The sequence below is a fragment of the Sulfurovum sp. genome, from assembly GCF_036568385.1.
GTDB lineage: Bacteria > Campylobacterota > Campylobacteria > Campylobacterales > Sulfurovaceae > Sulfurovum.
The window spans coordinates 1-2942 of sequence record NZ_DATCSP010000088.1; the positions used below are offsets into that span (position 1 = coordinate 1).

Genomic DNA, 2942 nt, shown 5'->3' on the forward strand with positions numbered 1-2942 from the left:
GTATCCATTATGGTAGTAGTGTCCATTTCTAAATCTTTTTCCCTTATAGATATAATATCCGTCACGATACACACCGCCGTAATAGTACATACCGTCGTAATAATAGTATGGCCTGTCATAATAACGCGGGTAACTGAATACGGATGCCGCTACTACACCAACACCGACTCCTGAAGCAAAAGCACGCTCCTGCGGTGTACATGCATTAAAGACCAGTGCTGAAGTGACGATGCCCATCGCACCTAAAAGTTTAAGTTTTCTGCTTAGCATTTCAGACTCCTTTATATTATAAAATAACCTTATAGTATAGCATTGAATCGTGAAATATGTGTGGAGTTTTTTAACAGTGATAGAAAATACGGATCAGGACTGAAGCTGCTCTCCTCTCAGCACATCCAGTACATTGGTCGCATAACACCCTTTGGGCAGTACAAAGCTCAGTTCATAATGGGCTTTTTCTTCTACATATTTTTTCTTGATCTCCGTGACCTGTATCCATGCATAGCGTCTGGCTCCATTGAGGTTTATCTCCTCAACAAAGGGTGCTTCTATCAGACCTGCTGTACCTTCGGCCCGCTTTGTCTTTTTACCCGGAAGCAGTCCGGCGGGAGCGATGTCTTTCGCTGCAAAGCGTTCAGCCTCTTCTTCCAGGTTCTCCGCTGTAAATAAACGTCCGTAAGGGTAGTGCATCATCACATCCCCTTCTACCAGTTTAAAGAAATGAGGCTGTGCTTTGGTACCTTTGAGCGAGCCTTCCGGCAGACCGAACAGCTTCTCTGTCTCCGCTTCGGTGAATTTTTCAAGCAGGTGACTCAGTTCCATACGCTTGGAGAGCCATTGGTTGAACAGGTAGCTCTGGTAGGCACCTATCAAAAACTCTTTGGTCTTTCTGTCCCGTATCTTCAGTGTTCCCTCTATCAGTCTCTTCCCCTCTTCCCAGTTGTTCCCTTCATTTCCAAAACGCTGATTCCCGAAGTAGTTCGGAACACCGTTTGCTTTGATCCATTTCAGTACAGAGTCCAGCTTGTCCTTTTGAACACCCAGAACCTTCTTGAGACGGATGTTAAAGCGGTTCCCTTTGAGATGCCCTACGCGGATCTTGTTGTTATGACGTACCATCGAAAGGATCTTGATCTTGTCATGCGTAAATGCTTTGAGCTTATCCTCATGGACCGCCATGACCGATATGTGCTGTATCGTCATGGCATGTTTGTCTTTCAGCCCGGCATAGCCCATGTCACGGCGGCGTATACCCACATGGTTGGAAAGTATATCAAGCATCTCCCATGTCGTCAGCTCTTTTTTACGCACCTGAAGCACGAGGTGTTCGCCCTCGCCCGTGAACTCATAGAGCGGTATCTCTTCGACGGTAAAATCCCTCGGAGAGGAGTTGAAGACAAATTCGTTTTTGACGTTGAGAGGGTAGATGAGTTTCATGTGATTCTTTCTTTTTTAGTTGTGATATTTTAGCTGAAAGGTCATTAAGTTCAACGTTGGCTATCAGATGGAAAAAGATCTGCTTAAGCACAGGCTTTGGTGATATGTAAGTATTTACAATTCTTGTCATAGTAGAACATTTTTTGTATACTCATACTATCAAAAATAGAACAGGAATCGAAATGCGAGCACATTACTTACAGCATGTAGCGTTTGAAGGATTGGGGAGTATCGCATCCTGGCTCCAAAATGCCGGTTATGAAGTATCAAGCACTCCATTTTTCAATTCCGGAGTTCTCCCTGAGATCGAGGAGATCGATCTGCTCATTGTAATGGGTGGTCCGATGAGTGTCAACGATGGATCAGAATACCCTTGGTTGGGAAAAGAAAAGGCGTTCATCAGAAGCGCTATTGAAGCGGGAATGCCGGTTCTGGGTATTTGTTTGGGCGCACAGCTCATCGCTGATGCAATGGGAGGCGAAGTTTTCCAGAACCCGGAAAAAGAGATTGGCTGGTTCCCGGTTAAAGCGGTTAAAAATGAAAGCACTTTGGTTTTTCAGTTTCCGGAAGAAACAGAGGTGTTCCATTGGCATGGTGAAACCTTCAGCCTGCCCGAAGGTGCTATTCAGATAGCGGAAAGCAAAGGGTGCAAAAATCAAGCCTTCCAAATCGGCAGAAATGTTATCGGGTTACAGTTCCACCTGGAAACCACACCGGCATCGGCACAGGCACTTGTCGAAAATTGCAAAGATGAACTCGTGGGAGGCAAATACATCCAATCAGAGGCAGAGATCCTCTCCGCTCCCCAAGAGCGTTATGCATCGATAAACAGCTTAATGGCAAGGATCCTTGAGTATTTACAGGCAAGCAACGGCTGACAATGCCTTCAGGAGGATGCAGTCGCTAATGTGCCAACTTCGCTAAAAAGCTGTGCTAAGATGTATTTTCTACACGCTCATTCTTGCATCATTTTAGACTTTTAAGGTATTATGGTCTTTTATTTAATCCACGGAGGTGATCTTAATGCAACGTCAAAAAGCCCTATTATTTACAACAGTCATGTTCGCTGCTTTGGCAGCAGTCCCGGCTGCCTATGCTGACTCCCCTGACAAAGCAGAGTTGGAGGCCAGAAAAGAGCATATGAAAAATATGCGCGAAGCACAGAAGAAAAGACAGGAATTCGAACGCGAACAGATGAAAGATATGCAAGAAGCCGATCGAGAGACTGAAAAACACTATCAAGAAATGTATCGTGAGGAAAGAAAACATGCCGAAGAGATGGAACGTGAGCATCGTAAGCACATGGAGGAAATGGACCGTGAGCATTATAAGCACATGAAAGAAATGTCAAAGTAACTCTTCTGCTCGTTTGTATAATCAAATCACCACTCAAGAGTGCAGTATAATAAAACTGTAAGAGTCGGTTGATGTAGATTGATTATCTCGTTGAAGCCGCTGTAAAATAGTGAGCCTGTGTGGGAGCTAAATAACTGAACCGGTAACTT

The 2942-nt window shown here is 44.7% G+C and carries 4 protein-coding genes; 2 read left to right on the plus strand and 2 right to left on the minus strand.

From position 1 onward, the window contains the following. Together VIM88_RS09425 and truD are read right to left on the minus strand one after the other, a co-directional pair. Positions 1 to 270: hypothetical protein (locus VIM88_RS09425; protein WP_331862636.1), on the minus strand; the 270-nt coding region annotated here is incomplete at its 3' end. 93 nt (positions 271 to 363) lie between these two features. Beyond that, a complete protein-coding gene (gene truD / locus VIM88_RS09430; RefSeq protein WP_331862637.1) occupies positions 364 to 1437 on the minus strand; it encodes a tRNA pseudouridine(13) synthase TruD in 1074 nt (357 codons plus the stop codon). 182 nt (positions 1438 to 1619) lie between these two features. Here truD and VIM88_RS09435 point away from each other — a divergent pair, with 182 nt between their 5' ends. Beyond that, complete coding sequence (locus VIM88_RS09435) at positions 1620 to 2315, plus strand: type 1 glutamine amidotransferase (RefSeq protein ID WP_331862638.1); 696 nt, start codon at positions 1620 to 1622, stop codon at positions 2313 to 2315. Between the two features lie 145 nt (positions 2316 to 2460). After that, positions 2461 to 2793, plus strand: coding sequence for a hypothetical protein (locus VIM88_RS09440; protein WP_331862639.1), 333 nt, complete (start codon positions 2461 to 2463; stop codon positions 2791 to 2793). Positions 2794 to 2942: the final 149 nt, after the last annotated feature.

What these genes read in the sequence shown, in the direction of transcription:
- VIM88_RS09435 (WP_331862638.1), top strand. Translation starts at nt 1,620, where the DNA reads ATGCGAGCACATTACTTACAGCATGTAGCGTTTGAAGGATTGGGGAGT.
- VIM88_RS09440 (WP_331862639.1), top strand. Translation starts at nt 2,461, where the DNA reads ATGCAACGTCAAAAAGCCCTATTATTTACAACAGTCATGTTCGCTGCT.
- truD (WP_331862637.1), bottom strand. Translation starts at nt 1,437, where the DNA reads ATGAAACTCATCTACCCTCTCAACGTCAAAAACGAATTTGTCTTCAAC.